Origin of the sequence: Streptomyces alanosinicus, from assembly GCF_014650595.1 — a bacterium.
Lineage (GTDB): Bacteria > Actinomycetota > Actinomycetes > Streptomycetales > Streptomycetaceae > Streptomyces > Streptomyces alanosinicus.
Genome location: NZ_BMVG01000014.1, coordinates 99963 through 115926 on the forward strand (window position 1 = coordinate 99963; position 15964 = coordinate 115926).

The following is a 15964-nucleotide window of genomic DNA, read 5'->3' on the forward strand; positions in this document are numbered from 1 at the left end:
CGTTTCCCCGCCGGGGTTCGGCCGCTTCGGCTACTTCAGTACGAGCGAGGTCCACGACTTGACCCACTGGTCACGGTTGGCGGCGATCGCGGCGGGAGCCATGGTCTCGGGGTGCTGGGCGGCCGGCCCGTACTCGGTGAACTCGGCCGGGACCTTCGCACCCTTCAGCACCGGGTAGACGTACATGTTCAGCGGCATGTCCTCCTGGAACTCCTTGGAGACCAGGAAGTCGATGAACGCCTTGGCACCCTTGGGGTTCCTGGCGTTGCCGAGCAGTCCGGCGAACTCGATCTGGCGGAAGCAGGTGCCGTACGACACCCCGGTCGGGGCGGTGCTGGGCCGCTTCGTGGCGTCGACCACCTCGGCGGGCGGCGAGGAGGCGTACGACACGACGAGCGGCCGGTCGCCGCCGGCCTTCTTGCCCCCGGAGGAGCCGGAGAACTCCTGGGAGTAGGCCTGCTCCCAGCCGTCGACGACCTTGACGCCGTTGGCCTTGAGCTTCTTCCAGTAGCCCTGCCAGCCCCCGTCGCCGTACTGCGCGGCGCTGCCGAGCAGGAAGCCGAGGCCGGGCGAGGAGGTGGCGGCGTTCTCGGTGACCAGGAGGTTCTTGTACTGCGGCTTGGCCAGATCGGCGAAGGACTGCGGCGGGGTCAGCCTGTGCTCGCTGAAGTAGGCCTTGTCGTAGTTGACGCAGATGTCGCCGTAGTCGACGGGCGTGACCCGGTGCTTGTCCTTGTCGAGCTGGTAGGCGGCGCCGACCTCGTCGAGGCCCTTGGCCGTGTAGGGCTGGAACAGCCCGTTGTCGAGGGCGCGGGACAGCAGGGTGTTGTCGACGCCGAAGAAGACGTCGCCCTGCGGGTTGTCCTTGGTCAGGATCGCCTTGTTGACGGCCTGACCGGCGTCGCCGTCCTTGAGGACCCTGACCTTGTACCCGGACTGCTTCTCGAAGTCCTGCAGCACGTCCTTGGAGACGGCCCACGAGTCATGGCTGACGAGGGTCACGGTCTTGGAGTCGGCGGCGCTCTTGGTGTCCGTCGAACCGCACGCGGTCAGCGTCGACATGGCGACGAGACCGAGGCCGGCCGCGACGGCGCCGAGGGTCTTGTGGTGCACTGGATGTCCTCCTGGGGTTGGCCAGGAAGAACGCGGCCCCGCCCGGGAATCCGGGCAGGGCACGACAGCTTGAGTGATGACCGAACTTCCTACCCAGAATGACCTGGGCGAGGTTCAGAGGGTCTGCGGCCCTGTCCGCCGCACTCTCAGCGCTGTGGCGCTCCCCTGTCGGAATATGAAGATATGCCTATGAAGATATAGGGACCCGGTTACCGGGACCCGGCCACATTACCGCTCGGTGGCCGCGAGCTGGCCGCAGGCTCCGTCGATCTCCTGCCCGCGGGTGTCCCGGATGGTGACGGGCACGCCATGGGCGGCGATGGCCTCGACGAAGGCCTTCTCGTCCTCGGGCCGGGAAGCGGTCCACTTCGACCCCGGCGTCGGATTGAGCGGGATCAGGTTGACATGCACGGGCCTGCCCTTGAGCAGCCGGCCGAGCCGGTCACCGCGCCAGGCCTGGTCGTTGATGTCCCGGATCAGCGCGTACTCGATGGACAGCCGGCGCCCGCTCTTCTCGACGTACTCGAAACCGGCGTCCAGCACCTCGCGCACCTTCCACCGCGTGTTCACGGGCACGAGGGTGTCGCGCAGCTCGTCGTCGGGGGCGTGCAGGGAGATCGCGAGGCGGCACTTGAAGCCCTCGTCGGCGAACCGGTGGATGGCCGGCACGAGCCCGACGGTGGACACGGTGATCCCGCGCTGCGACAGCCCGAGCCCGTCGGGCGCCGGGTCGGTGAGGGCCCGGACGGCACCCACGACCCGGTTGTAGTTGGCGAGCGGCTCGCCCATCCCCATGAAGACGATGTTGGACAGCCGCGCGGGTCCTCCCGGCACCTCCCCGTCGCGCAGCGCGCGCATCCCGTCGACGATCTGATGGACGATCTCGGCGGTGGACAGGTTCCGGTCCAGCCCGGCCTGCCCGGTGGCGCAGAACGGGCAGTTCATCCCGCAGCCGGCCTGCGAGCTGATGCACATGGTGACCCGGTCCGGATACCGCATCAGCACGGACTCGACGAGCGTCCCGTCGAACAGCCGCCACAGCGTCTTGCGGGTGGTCCCCTGGTCGGTCGACAGATGCCGGACGACCGTCATCAGCTCCGGGAACAGCGCCTCGCGCAGCTTGTCGCGCGAGCCGGCGGGGATGTCGGTCCACTGCTCCGGGTCGTGCGCGTACCGCGCGAAGTAGTGCTGCGCGAGCTGCTTGGCACGGAACGGCTTCTCGCCGATCTCGGCCACCGCGTCCTTGCGCTCGGCGGGCGTGAGATCGGCGAGGTGCCGCGGCGGCTTCTTGGCTCCGCGCGGCGCGACAAAGGTGAGTTCTCCGGGCTTAGGCATGGCTGTACCAGTGTCTCAGATCCACTCGGGTGGCTCCCGACGCTGCGCGGGCACCGCCGACGCCGGGCCGCGAGGGGCGGGTGAGCTGTGAAGTTCTGCTGACGAACGGTCGGGTTTCCTGGTCGGACCTTGTCGCGCCCCAGGCACTGACGTAACCACATGAGCCATGAACCTTTTCGGCCGCAACTCCTCACACCGGCGCGCGCAGCAGGCCGCCGCTCCCGTGGCGACCGCCGCCCCGGTGGCCCGTGCCCAAGCCACCGCCGTTCTGCCCGATCCCGCCCTGGCGGGGCTCACCGGCGAGTGGCTGATCGATCCCGCGCACAGCAGGATCGGGTTCTCCGTGCGGCACGCGATGGTCACGACGGTGCGCGGCGCCTTCGCGCAGTACGAGAGCCGTCTGTACCTCGACGGCCGTGACCCGGCTCGCTCCCGGGCCGACATCGTGCTCTACACCGCCAGTGTCGACACCGGTGTCGAGCAGCGCGACGCGCACCTGGTCGGCCGGCAGTTCCTGGACGCCGCCGCCCACCCGCGGATGACCTTCACCAGCACCACCGTGCAGCTCATCGGCGAGGACGTCTACCGGATGACCGGCGATCTCACCATCAAGGACACCACCCGCCCCATCGACCTGGACCTCACCTACATCGGTCATGTCACCGACGCGTTCGGCGACGAGCGGGTCGGCTTCGACGGCACCACGACCATCCACCGCTCCGACTGGGGTCTGACCTACGACGCCAAGCTGGCCCAGGGCGGGGCCATGGTGAGCGAGACGGTCCGCCTCCAGTTCGACATCGCCGCGATCCGCGCCACCTCCACGGTCTGAGGCTCCGCCGCCCCCGCCGCCCCGTCGTGCCCGTCCCCGTCCCCGGACACGCGACGGGCCCCCGCCCCTCAGCGAGGGACGGGGGCCCGTGAGCCGTACGACAGCGGGCTCACGCGGAGCCGACGAAGAGCACCATCAGGAGCCAGACCACCGGGGCCGTCGGCAGGAGTGAGTCCAGACGGTCCATGATGCCGCCGTGACCGGGGAGCAGGGTGCCCATGTCCTTGATGCCCAGGTCGCGCTTGATCATGGACTCGCCGAGGTCGCCCAGCGTGGCGCTGCCCGCGACCGCGAGACCCAGCAGCAGGCCCTGCCACCAGGTGCCGCCGGTGATCAGGAACTGCATGCACAGCGCGCCCGCGACCATCGCGAACAGCACCGCGCCCAGCAGGCCCTCACGGGTCTTGCCGGGACTGATCCGCGGGGCGAGCTTGTGCTTGCCGAAGCGCCAGCCCACCGCGTAGGCACCGGTGTCGCTGACCACCGTGAGGAGAAGGAAGGTCATGACGCGCCAGGGGCCGTCCTTCGCGGTCAGCATCATCGCGACGAACGTGGCCAGGAACGGCACGTAGAACGCCGCGAAGACGCCTGCCGTGACGTCCTTGAGATAGCCCTCCGGCGATTCCGTCATGCGCCAGACCAGGGTGGCCAGGGTCGTAAGGGCCATGGCCACCCATGCGCCCTCGGCGCCGCGTACATACCCGGCGACCACCATCGCCGCACCGCCGACCGCGAGCGGCACCAGCGGCGCCTTGAGGTCCTTGCGCTCCTGCAGCCTGCTGGTCAGCTCCCACAGCCCGACGACGACGGCGACCGCGACCACGCCGACGAACACGGCCTTCTTGATGAACAGGGAGGCGATGATCACCACACCGAGCCCGATCCCGACCCCTATGGCCGCGCTCAGGTCGCGGCCCGCGCTCTTCTTCTGCGGCGCTGGCGCCGGCTCGTGGGCGTCGGGCATGGGCTCCGGATTCTGGTTCTCGGCCGGGACTGTCCGGGTCTGCGGGAAACCCGGGCGGAACCCGTCCTGGAACAAGGGGCCACTCGGCGAAGCGGCCCCCCGGTCGTCGTCCTGGTCTCCGCCGTACGCGGGTTCGTCGGGCGCGATGGGCATGGGGCGAGTGTGCTGCGCCTCAGGCGCATCGTACGCGGGACCCGCCGGGGCGACCCCCTGGACTGGCCCACCCGCGGTGGGCCCCCAGTAACCGGCCTGCCCCGCCGGTGGCGGCGCCCCCCAGGAAGAGTCGCTCATCAGACTTCGAGCAGCTCCGCTTCCTTGTGCTTCAGGAGCTCATCCACCTGAGCGACGAACTTCGCCGTCAGCTCGTCGAGCTCCTTCTCCGCACGGCGGCCCTCGTCCTCACCGATGTCGCCGTCCTTGATCGCCTTGTCGAGGGAGTCCTTGGCCTTGCGGCGCACGGAGCGGATCGACACCCGGGAGTCCTCGGCCTTGCCCTTGGCGACCTTGATGTACTCGCGGCGGCGCTCCTCCGTCAGCTCGGGGAACGTCACCCGGATGATGTTGCCGTCGTTGCTGGGGTTGACGCCCAGGTCGGAGTCCCGGATCGCCTGCTCGATGTTGCGCAGCGCGCTCTTGTCGAACGGCGTCACGACCGCCATGCGCGGCTCGGGCACGGAGAACGAGGCCAGCTGGTTGATCGGCGTCAGCGCGCCGTAGTAGTCGGCCACGATCTTGTTGAACATCGCCGGGTGCGCACGGCCGGTGCGGATCGCGGCGAAGTCCTCCTTGGCGACCACGACGGCCTTCTCCATCTTCTCCTCGGCCTCGAGGAGGGTCTCTTCGATCACCACTTGCTCCTGCGTGTCTTGAGTAAGGCCCGGCTGCTGAAGTCGGTCGGCGGCCGGCTGCGTCGCGTCTTCTTTCCTGCACGGTTCCCGACCGGCAGGACATTGTCCATCCCCCGGCCAGGGCGCGTCCCGCCCCTCCCCCGGAAAGGTGGCGGGTCGGGTGGCGCGCCCCGGGCGAGCCGGGTGTGCCGGTCAGTCCCGGCTGCCCTGTTCGCCCACCAGCGTGCCGATCTTCTCACCCTTGACGGCGCGGGCGATATTGCCCTCCGCGAGAAGCTCGAAGACGAGGATCGGGAGCTTGTTGTCGCGGCACAGCGTGATGGCGGTGGCGTCGGCGACCTTCAGGTCGCGGGTGATGACCTCGCCGTAGCCGAGGGCGTCGAACTTGACGGCGTCCGGGTTGGTCTTGGGGTCGGAGTCGTAGACCCCGTCCACGCCGTTCTTGCCCATGAGCAGCGCCTCGGCGTCGATCTCCAGGGCGCGCTGGGCGGCGGTGGTGTCGGTGGAGAAGTACGGCATGCCCATACCGGCGCCGAAGATGACCACACGGCCCTTCTCCAGGTGGCGCACGGCGCGCAGCGGGATGTACGGCTCGGCGACCTGGCCCATGGTGATGGCGGTCTGTACCCGGCTGTCGATGCCCTCCTTCTCCAGGAAGTCCTGGAGGGCGAGGCAGTTCATCACGGTGCCGAGCATGCCCATGTAGTCGGAGCGGGCCCGGTCCATGCCGCGCTGCTGCAGCTCGGCGCCGCGGAAGAAGTTGCCGCCGCCGATGACGACCGCGATCTCGGCGCCGTCCCGGACGACGGCGGCGATCTCACGGGCGATCTTGTGCACCACGTCCGGGTCCACGCCCAGGCCCCCACCGCCGGAGAAGGCCTCTCCGGACAGCTTCAGCAGAAACCGGCCGCGTACTTTGCCGTCGTCGCTCTTCTGAGCCTTGGTGGTCATGGGAGATCCCGCCTCTTTCACGTGTTGCACATACGAAGAAGGCCATTGCCGATGGGGTCGCTTTTCGCTCCCATGCGCGGCAATGGCCTCCTCGTCAGATCTGCTGCCGTCCGCCTCACGCCCGGGTGTGGCGGTGTGCGCGGACGACTGCTGTCGACCCTATCGGGATTTCTCCGTGGGTCGCGCGTCGATCGCGATACGGACTCAGATGCCGACCTTGATGCGCGAGAAGCGCTTCAGGGTGACACCGGCCTCGTCCAGCACCTTCTGGACCGACTTCTTGTTGTCGAGCGCGTACGGCTGACCGAGCAGCGTGGCGTCCTTGAAGAAGCCGTTCAGACGACCCTCGACGATCTTGGCGATCGCGGCCTCGGGCTTGCCCTCGGCGCGGGTGGTCTCCTCGGCGACGTGGCGCTCGGACTCGACGACCTCGGCCGGGACGTCCTCCTTGGCGAGGTACTTCGGCGCGAAGGCGGCGATGTGCTGGGCGATGCCCCGGGCGACCTCGGCGTTCGGCTTGTCGAACTCGACCAGGACACCGATCTGCGGGGGCAGGTCGGGCATGGTCTTGTGCATGTAAGCGGTGACGTAACCGTCGGCGAACTGCGCGAAGCGGTCCAGGACGATCTTCTCGCCGAGGTTGGCGTTGGCCTCGTCCACGAACGCCTGGACGGTCTTGCCGGCCTCGATCTCGGAGGCGAGCAGGGCGTCGAGGTCGGCCGGGGAGGTCGCCGCGACGTGCTCGGCGATCTTCTTGGCGACGGCCTGGAACCTGTCACCCTTGGCGACGAAGTCCGTCTCGCACTTCAGCTCGACGATGACACCGGAAGAGTTGTCGTCGGCGATGACGGAGACCACGGCGCCGTTCTCGGCGGAGCGGCCCTCGCGCTTGGCGACGCCCTTCTGGCCCTTGATGCGCAGGGCCTCGACGGCCTTGTCGACGTTGCCCTCGGCCTCGTCCAGGGCCTTCTTGCAGTCCATCATGCCGGCGCCCGTGAGCTCACGGAGCTTCTTGACGTCGGCGGCGGTGTAGTTCGCCATGAGTCTGTGAGTCTTTCTCGAAGTCTGGAAGATCTTCAGATCCGCACGGATTTGCGTTCCACATGTAGTCGTGGACCGCATACGTCGTACCGACCACGGGTGAACAGCGGGGGCGGACTTGACCGCGCCCGAGGCGCCGTCGGTTCAGTACCGCCCCCGCTGTCGACGCCTGCGTCAGGCCTGCTCGCCCTCGGCGGGCTTCTCCTCGGCCGGAGCGGCCTCGGCGGCCGGAGCCTCAGCGGCCGGAGCCTCGGCGGCCGGGGCCTCAGCGGCCGGGGCCTCAGCGGCAGCCTCGGCCGGCTTCTCGGCCTCGTCGGCCTTCTTCTCACCCTCGAGCAGGTCGCGCTCCCACTCGGCGAGCGGCTCGCCCGCGGCCTTCTCGCCCTTGTCACCGGTGGCGACGCGAGAGCGGGAGATGAGGCCCTCGGCGACGGCGTCGGCGATCACGCGGGTGAGCAGGGTGACGGAGCGGATCGCGTCGTCGTTGCCCGGGATCTTGTAGTCGACCTCGTCGGGGTCGCAGTTGGTGTCGAGGATGGCGACGACCGGGATGTTGAGCTTCCGGGCCTCGCCGACCGCGATGTGCTCCTTCTTGGTGTCCACGATCCAGACGGCGCTCGGCACCTTCTGCATCTCGCGGATACCGCCGAGGGTCTTCTCCAGCTTGGCCTTCTCGCGCGAGAGCACGAGAAGCTCCTTCTTGGTCAGACCGGACGCGGCGACGTCCTCGAAGTCGATCTGCTCAAGCTCCTTGAGGCGCTGCAGACGCTTGTAGACGGTCGAGAAGTTGGTGAGCATGCCGCCCAGCCAGCGCTGGTTGACGAAGGGCATGCCGACGCGGGTGGCCTGCTCGGCGATGGCCTCCTGCGCCTGCTTCTTGGTGCCGACGAACATGACCGTGCCGCCGTGGGCGACGGTCTCCTTGACGAACTCGTAGGCGCGGTCGATGTACGACAGCGACTGGAGCAGGTCGATGATGTAGATGCCGTTGCGCTCGGTGAAGATGAAGCGCTTCATCTTCGGGTTCCAGCGACGGGTCTGGTGACCGAAGTGGACGCCGCTCTCCAGCAGCTCCCGCATCGTGACGACGGCCATGGCCGTATTCTCCTTGGTTCTCGGTTGTGCCGCGGATGCCGGACGGCTCCCGCGCCTGACGCCCGCAGTGCGCCGTGCCACGAAGGACCGAGGGGCGCTGACACCAGCCGTTGACCAGCCCGGTGTCGGGGCGTGCGAAGTCGACCCGGTGACCCGGATCGCCAGAAGAAGTGTACGGGACCGCCGGGGCACCGGGTGACGCAGCTGTCCACAACCCGGCGGTGGTCCACAGGTCCCGGCCATGATCGGAGGGGTGCGGGAGGGTTCTCGCATGCGACGAGTGATGCGTTGTGCCCTGCTGACGACATGTCTGCTGCTCGGTCTGGCGCCGGCGACCCTGCTGCCCGGCTGGGCCTGGGCGGACCCGCCTCGCCCGGCTCCCCCACCGCCCCCTCAGGCTCCTCAGGCCCCGGTCCCGGCCCTGGCCCGCACCTGGCCGGTGGGCGTCCGCCCCCTGGTGCTCCGCGCCTGGGAACCACCCGCCACGCCCTACGGCCCCGGTCACCGCGGCGTGGACCTGGCGGCGCCCGCCGGTGCTCCGGTACGGGCGGTCGCACCCGGCCGGGTGTCGTTCGCGGGCCGGGTGGCGGGGACGGGGGTGGTCTCGGTGGACCTGGCGGGGACGGACCTGCGGACCACGTACGAGCCGGTGAGTCCGTCGGTGACGAAGGGCGACGAGGTCGGAGCGGGGGATGTGGTGGGCACGCTCCAGCCGACGAGCGCCCACTGCCCGACGACCTGCCTGCACTGGGGCCTGCTGCGGGGCGCGGCCTATCTGGACCCGCTGTCCCTGCTCCCGCCGTGGCTTCGGCACAGGGGACCGTCGAGACTGCTGCCGGTGCTGGGGGTACCGCTGCCGGCGTAGCCGCGACCGGGCACCGCTGCCCGCGCGGGCGCGCCGCCGCGGGCAGCCGTACCTCCCCCGGTGCCGCCGGCGTCGGCGGCACCGGCGGCCGGCGAGGTCAGCCCTTCACACCCCGCAGAGCCATCCCCACGGCCGCCTCCGTCACCGCCGCGGGCTCCTCGGCCGCGCCCAGCTCGATCCGCCGCACCGCCGCGTCCACGATCCCCTGCAGCAGCATCGCGGCCAGCCGGGGCTGCTCGTGCCCCATCTCGCCGAGCGCCTCGACGATCATCGCGACCAGTCCGCCGTGCGCGGCCCGGATCTTCTCGCGCGCGCCGGCGTCCAGCTCGCTGGCGGAGATGGCGACGACCGCCCGGTGCCGCCGGTCCCCGACCAGCGTCAGCTGCCGGCGCACATACGCCTCGACCTTGCCCTCGGCCGACTCCGCCCGCTCCATCGCCGCCGCGACCTCCGCCGCCCACACGGGGAAGTCGACCTCGCACAGCTCTTCGACGACGGCGGCCCGCGAACGGAAATACTCGTACACGGACGACCGCGCCAGCCCCGTGCGCTCGGCGAGAGCGGGGAAGGTCAGCGACTCCGTCCCGCCCTCGGACAGCAGGGACCGAGCCGCGTCCAGCAGGGCGGCTCGCTGCATCGACCGGTGCTCGGCCACGGAGGCCGCTCGAATCCTTGGCACGTCAACCACTTTACGGACACCCCGTCCCGGAAAGGGAGGACTCAGCGCCCGAAGCTCGCCAGCTTGGCCCTCAGTTGCAGCACCGACTTGGTGTGGATCTGGCTGACCCGGCTCTCGGTGACCCCGAGGACATTGCCGATCTCGGCGAGGGTGAGTCCCTCGTAGTAGTACAGCGTGACCACGGTCTTCTCCCGCTCGGGCAGTGTGTTGATGGCCCGCGCGAGAAACCTCCGCAGCTCCCGGTCCTCGGCCACCTCCACCGGGTTGTCCGCGGCGGTGTCCTCCAGCGTGTCCATGAGGCTGAGCCGGTCCCCGCCCTCGCTGCCGACGTGCAGCAGCTCCTCCAGGGCGACCACGTTGGCCAGCGACAGCTGGCTGAACACGGCGTGCAGCTCATCGACCTCCATGCCCAGCTCCGCCGCGACCTCGACCTCGTTCGGAGTGCGCCGCAGCCGCGCCTCCAGGGTGGCGTAGGCCCGCTCCACGTTCCGCGCCTTCTGCCGTACCGACCGCGGGATCCAGTCCAGTGCCCGCAGCTCGTCGATCATCGCGCCCCGGATCCGGGTGATCGCGTACGTCTCGAACTTGATCTCCCGGTCGATGTCGAACTTCTCGATCGCGTCGATCAGCCCGAAGACTCCCGAGGAGACGAAGTCGGCCTGCTCCACATTGGGCGGCAGCCCGACGCTCACCCGCCCCGCGACGTATTTCACGAGCGGCGAGTAGTGCAGGATCAGCTGCTCCCGCAGCCGTTCGTCCCCCGTCGCCTTGTACGACCGCCACAGCTCGTCGAGCGTCGAGGGAGCGGGCGGCCGCATGCTGCCACCGTCGCGGGCGGCTGGGGGGATCGCCGCCCGGTCGGACCCGGAGGTGTGCTGGGGCATTCGTCGCCTTGTGCCGTTCTGCCGTGAAGTGCTGTGAAGTGCCGCGAAGTGGGACGGGGTAGGACTGCCTGGGGTGGAGTGGGGGCTGCCTGGGCGAGCTGTCGGTCTGGTGTCGAGTTGGCGGGATCTGCGTCGGCTCCTTTGTGAGCGTAGCGTGACTGAGCTGTCGCGGTGTGCGAACAGTGATGCTCCACTCGTGCGCGGGGCGCTCCGGCGGGCGTCGCGCGCTCGCCACGTGCCTCGCTCTGGGTGACCAGCCGGAGCGTCAACTCCGGGAAACATCAAGGGCGTCGGGGATTCCCCCGGACGGCCGAACACGCTCGGTCAGCATGGGCCAGGGCCTGTGCGGACCGACATCACCGCCTGGCGTGTCAACTTCCAGCCATCGCCGTGTCGTTCGACGTAACCAAGTGCTCGGAGTTCGTACAGTCTCGCGATCGCCTCGTCCCGTGTGGTCGGCGTGCCGAGCGCGATCTCGTCGACGGGGGCCGCGCGATCGCCGGGCAGTGCGGCGAGGACGGCCCGGACCGCGGGGGCCAGCAGGTCACGCGGGAGTACCGGGCCGCGCCGGGCCGGCGCCAGCTCACCGATGTCGCCGACCAGCTCCACGATGTCCGCGGCGTCGGTGACCAGGGCGGCCTCCGCGCGCAGCAGCTCATGGACGCCGGCCGAGAGGGCGCTGGTGACGGGGCCGGGGACGCCCATGGTGAACCGGCCGAGGCGCTGCGCGGCGCGCGCGGTGGCCAGGGAGCCGCTGCGGCAGGCGGCTTCCACGACGACGGTGCCCCTGGTCAGGGCGGCGATGACGCGGTTGCGGAGGATGAAGCGGCTCGGCGTCGGATGGTCACCCGGGGGCAGCTCACCGACCACCAGTCCCTGCGCCGCGATCCTTTCGATCAGCGCGGCATGGCCGCGGGGGTAGGGCCGGTCGATGCCGCAGGCCAGGACGGCGACGGTGGCTCCGCGGGCGGCGAGGGCGCCGCGGTGGGCGGCGCCGTCGATGCCGTACGCGCCGCCCGAGACCACCACCCAGCCGCGCTCGGCGAGCCCTGCGGCGAGGGTGGCGGCGGCGTGGGTGCCGTACTCGGTGCAGGCGCGCGCACCCACCAGGGCCACGGACCGAAGCGCCCACATCCGCAGATGGGGCCGGCCGCGCACCCAGAGTCCGATCGGCCGGGCGTCGCCTAGGTCATCGAGCTGGCGCGGCCACTCCGGGGTGTTCGGCCCCACGAACCGGGCCCCGGCGGCCCGCGCCTCGGCGAGGTCCCGCTCCGGCTCGGCCCGCCGGGCCCGCGCGACCAGCCCGGCCCACCGCACCGCACTCACCCCCGGCAACGCCTGTGCCCCGTCCCTCAGCCTCCGCACCACCTCCCCCACCCCGAACTCCCGCACCCACCGCCCGCCGGTCTCGTCCCCGGGCTCCATCACCCGGCAGAGAAAGACCCGCCCGAGCGTCTCGTCGTCCGGATCCGCGCCCGTGGTCATGTCAGCGCCCCGATGGCCATCGGCACCCCGCGCGGGACTCCGGTGCGCAGCTGCAGGGCCAGAGCGACGTCGGTGGTGTCCGGGCGGTCGTGTCCGAGGAGGTCCGCGACCGTCCAGGCGACGCGCAGGACCCGGTCGATGCCGCGGGCGGTGAGCACACCCCGTTCGAGGCTGCGCTCGGCCTCGTCCATCGCTCCGGCCACGGGGTGGTAGCGGCTGCGCAGTTCCCGGCCCGGCACTTCGCTGTTGGTGCGCCACGGCGTTCCGGCCAGGCGGGCCGCCGTTCGCTCCCGGGCCTGGCGTACCCGCTCGGCCACGGTCGCCGTGGACTCGCCCCGGGCGCCGGGGTCGGTGAGCTCGGCCCGGGTGACCGGGTCGACCTCGACGCGCAGGTCCACCCGGTCGAGCAGCGGACCGGAGAGCCGGGACTGGTAGCGGCGGATCGCCGACGGCAGGCAGTCGCACAGGGAGTCGCGCTGGGAGAAGCGTCCGCAGGGGCAGGGGTTGGCCGCCAGCACCATGAGGAAGCGTGCCGGGAAGCGGACGACACCCGCGCTGCGGGCGATCACGACGTGCCCCGACTCCAGGGGCTGCCGCAGGGCGTCCAGGGTCTGGCTGTGGAACTCGGGCGCCTCGTCCAGGAAGAGCACCCCACGGTGGGCGAGCGAGACCGCGCCGGGCCGGGCGACGCCGGGGCCTCCGCCGACGAGTGACTGCATCGTGGCCGAGTGGTGCGGGGCGCAGTAGGGGGCGACGTCGACGAGCGGCTTGCCCGGTGGCAGCAGCCCGGCCACCGAGTGCACGGCCGTGACCTCCAGCGAGTCCGCCCTGGTGAGCCGGGGCAGAACCGCGGGCAGCCGCTCGGCGAGCATGGTCTTTCCCGCGCCGGGCGGCCCTTCGAGGAACAGGTGGTGTCCACCGGCGGCGGCCACCTCCACGGCCGTGCGGGCCGCACGCTGGCCCACGACGTCCGCCAGGTCGTGATCGTGGTCGTGCTGGGCGGCTCCGATGCTGTGCATGCCGGTGGCCGCACCCGTGCCGGGCATGCGCAGGCCGGCCAGGAGGGGGTCGGGGCGTCCGTGTACGTCCGGCTCCTCCTCGGGGACGGGCTCCTCGGTGAGGACCGCGACGAGCTGTCGCAGACTGCGGACGCCGAGCACCGAGACACCCGGGACCAGAGCGGCCTCGGCGGCGGCGCACTCGGGCACGACCACCTGTTCGTACCCGGCGTCGGCCGCGGCGAGGACGGCCGGCAGGATGCCGCGGACCGGCCGGACCCGGCCGTCCAGTCCCAGCTCGCCGATCATGACGATGTCCGAAAGGACGCGTGGGTCGATCCGTTCGGCGGCGCCGAGCACCGCGCAGGCGACGGCCAGGTCGAAGCCGGAGCCGGCCTTGGGCACCGACGCCGGGCTGAGTCCGACGGTGAGCTTCTTCTGCGGCCACTCGCCGCCCGAGTTCACCACCGCCGCCCGGACCCGGTCGCGGCTCTCCGTGAGGCTCTTGTCCGGGAGGCCGACCAGGGTGAAGGCGGCGACGCCGGGTTCGAGGTCGGCCTGGACCTCCACGACGACGCCCTCCACGCCGACGAGGGCCACCGAGCAGGTGCGGGCGAATCCCATTCAGGCCACCCCCCGCACATGCTCGACGGACGGGGCGCCGCGCCGGGGCAGCAGGACGCCGATCAGGTCGATCCGGACACCGCCCGGCGGGGCTCCTCCGTGGGCCTGGATCCAGTGCCCGGCCAGCGCGCGCAGCCGGTCCGCCTTCTCGGGGGTCACCGCGGCCATCGGATGCTCGAAGGAGCCGCCGCTGCGGGTCTTCACCTCGCACACGACCAGGACGTCACCGTCCCTGGCCACGATGTCGATCTCACCGGACCGGCCGGAGCGCCAGTTGCGCTCCAGGACCGTCATTCCGGCCTCGGTCAGCCGCCGCGCGGCCAGATCCTCGCCGTACCTGCCGAGTGCACTGCGTGCGTTGCTCATGTCGGCACCACCTCCGGCGCCAACGGTCACGCGTCCCGCCCACATTTGTTGATCTTGGTGGGCTACCCGGCGGTTGTGGAAAACCCCGTCACCCGCACGAGCGAGGGCACGGACAACCGCCGCATAGAGCGGATCATCCGCCCGGAAGCTCCAGGTCGCTCTTGTTCAGCTCCTCGATGTTCACGTCCTTGAACGTGAGGACCCTGACCTGCTTCACGAAGCGAGCCGGCCGGTACATGTCCCAGACCCAGGCGTCAGCCATGGACACCTCGAAGAACACCTCACCCTGGACCGAGTGCACCTGCATCTCGTAGTCATTGGTGAGATAGAAGCGCCGCTCCGTCTCGATCACGTATTTGAACAGACCGACGACGTCTCGGTACTCCCGGTAGAGCTTTAGCTCCATCTCGGTCTCGTACTTCTCGAGGTCCTCGGCGCTCATGGCATGTTCCCCTTCAGCCGTGCGATCCCACCATTGTGCGCCAGTCCGACGGACCCTCAGACGATTTCCGCGTCGAGGGTCACAGGACCGGCCGGGGGACCTTCGTCGAGCAGCGTGCTCAGCAGCTCGGCGAGTCTGGTCGGATACACCGTCTCATGTGCCCGGGTCAGTTCCTGACACGTCCACCAACGCGCACCGGCGACACTGCGTCGCTCCAGCTCGGTGAGCCCCGTCGCCGCGGTGGCCGTCTGTGTCGTACGGGCCAGGTAGTACCACTCGTCCTGGTCCCAGCGGCGGCCCGCGAACGGGAAGGAGCACCTGCGCCGCCACAGCACCGGACCCAGTTCGACCTCGGTGATGCCGGTCTCCTCGGCCAGCTCCCGCAGCGCGGCCTCCTCCCGGGTCTCGGCTCCTTCGAGACCGCCGCCCGGGGTGAACCACCAGTCGTCGGCAGGATCGTCCGGCTCATGGCCGTGCAGGAGGAGGATGCGGTCCTCGGGGTCGAGGAGGACCACCCGGGCCACCTTGCGCAGACCGCCCTCGTAGGTGTCCTCGCCGGTCGGCCCGGTCTCAGCGGACACCGGCCGCCTCCGGGCGGGCACCGCGGGCGCGGGAGCGGCCCAGCCGGCTCGTGATCGGCCCGTAGGCGCCGCCGACCAGGACCAGGACCGCGCCGACGGCGATCAGCAGCTCGATCGTGCCCAGCGGGCCGGGCTGGGAGAGGGCGCCGAGCGCCTCGAAGCCGGTGGGGCGCTTGAGCGAACCCTTCCAGGGCCATACGACGGCGTCCACGCGGGCGGTCACGGCGTCCTGGGAGACCGTGCCCTTGGCCGCGTCGGCGAGGTGGGCCGTGGAGTCCAGGGAGCCCTGACGCTCGTCACCGAGCAGGAACAGCCGGCCCTCGGGGACCTTCACCGCCGGGATGTTCTGGTTCTCGGCCAGGCTGCCCTTGGGCAGATAGGGCTCGTCGATCTGCTTGCCGTTGACGGTCAGCTTGCCGTCGGTGCAGCAGGAGACGGTGTCGCCGCCGACGGCGACCACGCGCTTGACCACCTTGGCGCCCGCGACCCAGGTCTTGTCCTCGAAGACGACGACGTCACCGCGGCGCACCTCGCCGCCGTCGACCTTCTGCGCCAGCACCCGGTCACCGGCGTCGATCGTGGGCGTCATGGAGCTGGTGGGCACGGTGTACGGCCGGTAGCTCACCGCCGCCCAGGCGAATCCGCCGAGGAACAGCACCAGACCCAGGGCCACGGCCACCCCGGACAGCCGATGTCCGAGCCGGCCGCCGCCGGTCTGTGCCATGCCTGTCCCGCCGCTGTGCGGGGCTGTACGCGTCGTGCTCTCGCCACCCATGGACCCGCACCCTACCGGGCGGTACCAGGCCTGGGCAGCCCCTGTTTCGGGACCGGAACCAAAGCCCCGGCCACCGCCGGACTCGG

The 15964-nt window shown here is 70.7% G+C and carries 17 protein-coding genes; 2 read left to right on the top strand and 15 right to left on the bottom strand.

Annotation, left to right across the window (positions count from 1 at the left end):
* Positions 1-30: 30 nt before the first annotated feature.
* Together IE277_RS26180 and rlmN are read right to left on the bottom strand one after the other, a co-directional pair.
* The gene (locus tag IE277_RS26180; protein WP_373310874.1) at positions 31-1062 is read right to left on the bottom strand and encodes a thiamine ABC transporter substrate-binding protein; all 1032 of its coding nucleotides are present in this window, start codon (positions 1060-1062) and stop codon (positions 31-33) included.
* Between the two features lie 279 nt (positions 1063-1341).
* Positions 1342-2448, bottom strand: coding sequence for a dual-specificity RNA methyltransferase RlmN (rlmN, locus tag IE277_RS26185; RefSeq protein WP_189956159.1), 1107 nt, complete (start codon positions 2446-2448; stop codon positions 1342-1344).
* Between the two features lie 166 nt (positions 2449-2614).
* Between rlmN and IE277_RS26190 the strand changes: the two genes are divergently transcribed.
* Positions 2615-3280, top strand: coding sequence for a YceI family protein (locus IE277_RS26190; protein WP_189956160.1), 666 nt, complete (start codon positions 2615-2617; stop codon positions 3278-3280).
* Between the two features lie 109 nt (positions 3281-3389).
* Here IE277_RS26190 and IE277_RS26195 read toward each other — a convergent pair whose 3' ends face one another.
* From IE277_RS26195 to rpsB, 5 genes are all read right to left on the bottom strand, one after another.
* A complete protein-coding gene (locus tag IE277_RS26195; RefSeq protein WP_189956161.1) occupies positions 3390-4535 on the bottom strand; it encodes a phosphatidate cytidylyltransferase in 1146 nt (381 codons plus the stop codon).
* Positions 4535-5092 carry a ribosome recycling factor gene (frr, locus tag IE277_RS26200; RefSeq protein WP_189956162.1) on the bottom strand — a complete coding sequence of 186 codons (558 nt, stop codon included), beginning with the start codon at positions 5090-5092 and terminating at the stop codon, positions 4535-4537. Before frr ends, IE277_RS26195 begins: the two co-directional genes overlap by 1 nt.
* Before the next feature lie 192 nt (positions 5093-5284).
* Positions 5285-6043, bottom strand: coding sequence for a UMP kinase (gene pyrH / locus IE277_RS26205; protein WP_069778472.1), 759 nt, complete (start codon positions 6041-6043; stop codon positions 5285-5287).
* Positions 6044-6247: 204 nt separating this feature from the next.
* On the bottom strand, positions 6248-7084 hold the full coding sequence (gene tsf, locus IE277_RS26210; protein WP_189956163.1) for a translation elongation factor Ts: 837 nt from the start codon (positions 7082-7084) through the stop codon (positions 6248-6250).
* Positions 7085-7258: 174 nt separating this feature from the next.
* Positions 7259-8179, bottom strand: a complete 921-nt coding sequence (gene rpsB / locus IE277_RS26215; protein WP_189956164.1) for a 30S ribosomal protein S2 — start codon at positions 8177-8179, stop codon at positions 7259-7261.
* Positions 8180-8450: 271 nt separating this feature from the next.
* Here rpsB and IE277_RS26220 point away from each other — a divergent pair, with 271 nt between their 5' ends.
* On the top strand, positions 8451-9044 hold the full coding sequence (locus tag IE277_RS26220; RefSeq protein ID WP_229881971.1) for a murein hydrolase activator EnvC family protein: 594 nt from the start codon (positions 8451-8453) through the stop codon (positions 9042-9044).
* Positions 9045-9141: 97 nt separating this feature from the next.
* On the opposite strand, the gene IE277_RS26225 is transcribed toward IE277_RS26220, so the two are convergent.
* From IE277_RS26225 to lepB, 8 genes are all read right to left on the bottom strand, one after another.
* Positions 9142-9699, bottom strand: a complete 558-nt coding sequence (locus tag IE277_RS26225) for a TetR/AcrR family transcriptional regulator (RefSeq protein WP_189956230.1) — start codon at positions 9697-9699, stop codon at positions 9142-9144.
* Between the two features lie 65 nt (positions 9700-9764).
* Positions 9765-10607: an RNA polymerase sigma factor WhiG gene (gene whiG, locus IE277_RS26230; protein WP_189956165.1), complete on the bottom strand. Its 843-nt coding sequence runs from the start codon at positions 10605-10607 to the stop codon at positions 9765-9767.
* Positions 10608-10931: 324 nt separating this feature from the next.
* Positions 10932-12092 carry a DNA-processing protein DprA gene (dprA, locus tag IE277_RS26235; RefSeq protein WP_189956166.1) on the bottom strand — a complete coding sequence of 387 codons (1161 nt, stop codon included), beginning with the start codon at positions 12090-12092 and terminating at the stop codon, positions 10932-10934.
* Positions 12089-13714, bottom strand: a complete 1626-nt coding sequence (locus IE277_RS26240) for a YifB family Mg chelatase-like AAA ATPase (protein ID WP_189956167.1) — start codon at positions 13712-13714, stop codon at positions 12089-12091. The genes dprA and IE277_RS26240 overlap by 4 nt, the downstream gene beginning before the upstream one ends.
* Positions 13715-14080: a YraN family protein gene (locus IE277_RS26245; RefSeq protein ID WP_229881972.1), complete on the bottom strand. Its 366-nt coding sequence runs from the start codon at positions 14078-14080 to the stop codon at positions 13715-13717. It abuts the gene before it with no gap.
* A 133-nt stretch (positions 14081-14213) separates the two neighbouring features.
* Positions 14214-14522, bottom strand: a complete 309-nt coding sequence (locus IE277_RS26250; RefSeq protein WP_003965949.1) for a DUF2469 domain-containing protein — start codon at positions 14520-14522, stop codon at positions 14214-14216.
* Positions 14523-14578: 56 nt separating this feature from the next.
* On the bottom strand, positions 14579-15103 hold the full coding sequence (locus IE277_RS26255; RefSeq protein ID WP_189956169.1) for an NUDIX hydrolase: 525 nt from the start codon (positions 15101-15103) through the stop codon (positions 14579-14581).
* Positions 15093-15878, bottom strand: coding sequence for a signal peptidase I (gene lepB / locus IE277_RS26260; RefSeq protein WP_189956170.1), 786 nt, complete (start codon positions 15876-15878; stop codon positions 15093-15095). The genes IE277_RS26255 and lepB overlap by 11 nt, the downstream gene beginning before the upstream one ends.
* Positions 15879-15964: the final 86 nt, after the last annotated feature.

Excerpts from the sequence above, each read along its gene's own strand:
- pyrH (WP_069778472.1), bottom strand. The coding sequence starts at position 6,043 with ATGACCACCAAGGCTCAGAAGAGCGACGACGGCAAAGTACGCGGCCGG.
- dprA (WP_189956166.1), bottom strand. The coding sequence starts at position 12,092 with ATGACCACGGGCGCGGATCCGGACGACGAGACGCTCGGGCGGGTCTTT.
- IE277_RS26245 (WP_229881972.1), bottom strand. The coding sequence starts at position 14,080 with ATGAGCAACGCACGCAGTGCACTCGGCAGGTACGGCGAGGATCTGGCC.
- whiG (WP_189956165.1), bottom strand. The coding sequence starts at position 10,607 with ATGCCCCAGCACACCTCCGGGTCCGACCGGGCGGCGATCCCCCCAGCC.
- IE277_RS26190 (WP_189956160.1), top strand. The coding sequence starts at position 2,615 with ATGAACCTTTTCGGCCGCAACTCCTCACACCGGCGCGCGCAGCAGGCC.
- IE277_RS26250 (WP_003965949.1), bottom strand. The coding sequence starts at position 14,522 with ATGAGCGCCGAGGACCTCGAGAAGTACGAGACCGAGATGGAGCTAAAG.
- rpsB (WP_189956164.1), bottom strand. The coding sequence starts at position 8,179 with ATGGCCGTCGTCACGATGCGGGAGCTGCTGGAGAGCGGCGTCCACTTC.
- rlmN (WP_189956159.1), bottom strand. The coding sequence starts at position 2,448 with ATGCCTAAGCCCGGAGAACTCACCTTTGTCGCGCCGCGCGGAGCCAAG.
- tsf (WP_189956163.1), bottom strand. The coding sequence starts at position 7,084 with ATGGCGAACTACACCGCCGCCGACGTCAAGAAGCTCCGTGAGCTCACG.
- lepB (WP_189956170.1), bottom strand. The coding sequence starts at position 15,878 with ATGGGTGGCGAGAGCACGACGCGTACAGCCCCGCACAGCGGCGGGACA.
- IE277_RS26195 (WP_189956161.1), bottom strand. The coding sequence starts at position 4,535 with ATGAGCGACTCTTCCTGGGGGGCGCCGCCACCGGCGGGGCAGGCCGGT.
- IE277_RS26240 (WP_189956167.1), bottom strand. The coding sequence starts at position 13,714 with ATGGGATTCGCCCGCACCTGCTCGGTGGCCCTCGTCGGCGTGGAGGGC.
- IE277_RS26220 (WP_229881971.1), top strand. The coding sequence starts at position 8,451 with ATGCGACGAGTGATGCGTTGTGCCCTGCTGACGACATGTCTGCTGCTC.
- IE277_RS26180 (WP_373310874.1), bottom strand. The coding sequence starts at position 1,062 with ATGTCGACGCTGACCGCGTGCGGTTCGACGGACACCAAGAGCGCCGCC.